At 54.6% G+C, this 1,452-nt stretch carries 1 protein-coding gene; it reads right to left on the bottom strand.

Annotated features, from left to right (window positions below):
- Positions 1–269 precede the first annotated feature (269 nt).
- Entirely contained in the window at positions 270–1,367 is a 1,098-nt protein-coding gene (locus TU84_RS25155; protein ID WP_048373599.1) for an IS110 family RNA-guided transposase, read from the bottom strand.
- Between the last annotated feature and the right edge of the window lie 85 nt (positions 1,368–1,452).

Below are 1,452 nucleotides of genomic sequence, written 5' to 3'. Positions count from 1 at the left end.
CAAGCTCGCTCCTATGTATGGACTCGCCCCCCACTGTCAACCCGCTTTTGCCCACTGACACCCGGCTGCATCTATGTATAAGGCCTATTCTAGGAAGCCATAATCGGCTTCTGGCCAACATTTTATGAGCTCGCGATATGCCAATTACAGTTAGGCCTCAAGGGCCGGTAGGAGCGCAGGCATAAATTCGCGACGGTCTGACCTGTGATCAATGTTCTTAAGCATGGGTTGGAGCGGTTTACACCCCGGTGGCAGAACTCTTTGGATCCTTAGCTCATCGCTTTCTCCAGGTCATTGTTCACTTGGCGGCGATAAGTTTGGTCGTTTTGTAACAGCACCCAGATGATGCGCAAGTTGCGGTTGGCTAACCGGACGGCCGCCTCTTTACGGCCCAACCTGGACACCCAGCGTTGCAATCGCCGGTCATCTGGATCCTCTGAATTAGCTTTCACCTGCCTCAACACCGCGTGAGCGCCCTGAATCGCCAAGCTTCGCAAGTAGGCATCGCCATGCTTGCTCATCTTGCCCAATCGGACTTTTTCTCCGCTGCTGTTCTGCTTGGGCACCAATCCAAAGTAAGCAGCGAACTGCCGCGCGTTGGCGAAGCGCTCAGGCTCGGTTTGTTTAGCGATCACTGCTGTAGAAATAATCGGACCGATACCGCGTACGGTCATCAGCCGCTTGGCTGTTTCGTCATTTTTTGCAGCTGTTTCCAGTCGACCGGTCAGTACGTTGATACGCTCGCCCAACTGACTCCATTCGCCCAGTAACTCATCAATTAATTCGCGCAACATGTCAGGCAATGGCTGAGTGGCATCTTCCAGAATGCGGGGGATGCCTTGGCTAAACGCGGAATCGCCCTGCGCCATGGCAAGACCGTGCTCCAACAGCAAACCGCGCATCTGATTACTCATTGCCGTGCGACGGCGCACGTAACCTTGCCGAACACGATGCAGAGCTTGCATAGCCAAGGCTGCAGCACTCTTGACCGGTACCGACGAGATGCTGGTATCTCTGCCTGCGCGCAATATGGCCAGTGCATCGTTACGATCGTTCTTGGGGCCGCTGCGGTGATTGGCGACATGCTGGGCTGGCAATATCCGGACAGGATTGCCTTGAGTTTTCAGCAGTTGCGCCCATGCCTGAGCCCCCGGACCGGTCTCCACCAGCACGGTTATGCTTGTTGGCAGCTTACGAAGAAATGCATGAAAGGACTCACGCGAATTGATGCGTTCCTCATACACCGTAAGGCCAGCAGCATCCTGACCAGCCACCTGGAAGACCCTTTTAGCAAGGTCTACGGCAATGACGGTGCATTTCAAAACATCGGTTGGCACGTACTGATTGGTCGTCGTATTCTTTTTCATGGACTCGCCCTCGCTGTCGTTGGCTTCTAATAGAATGCCACCGTGGCGCACAGACGCCTCGGCTTGGGCGAGTCCATGTAATTAC

Source organism: Pseudomonas helleri (assembly GCF_001043025.1).
Taxonomy (GTDB): Bacteria; Pseudomonadota; Gammaproteobacteria; order Pseudomonadales; family Pseudomonadaceae; genus Aquipseudomonas; species Aquipseudomonas helleri.
Note: the sequence above shows the minus strand (reverse complement) of the source record. Positions and strands in the feature narration are given on the sequence as shown.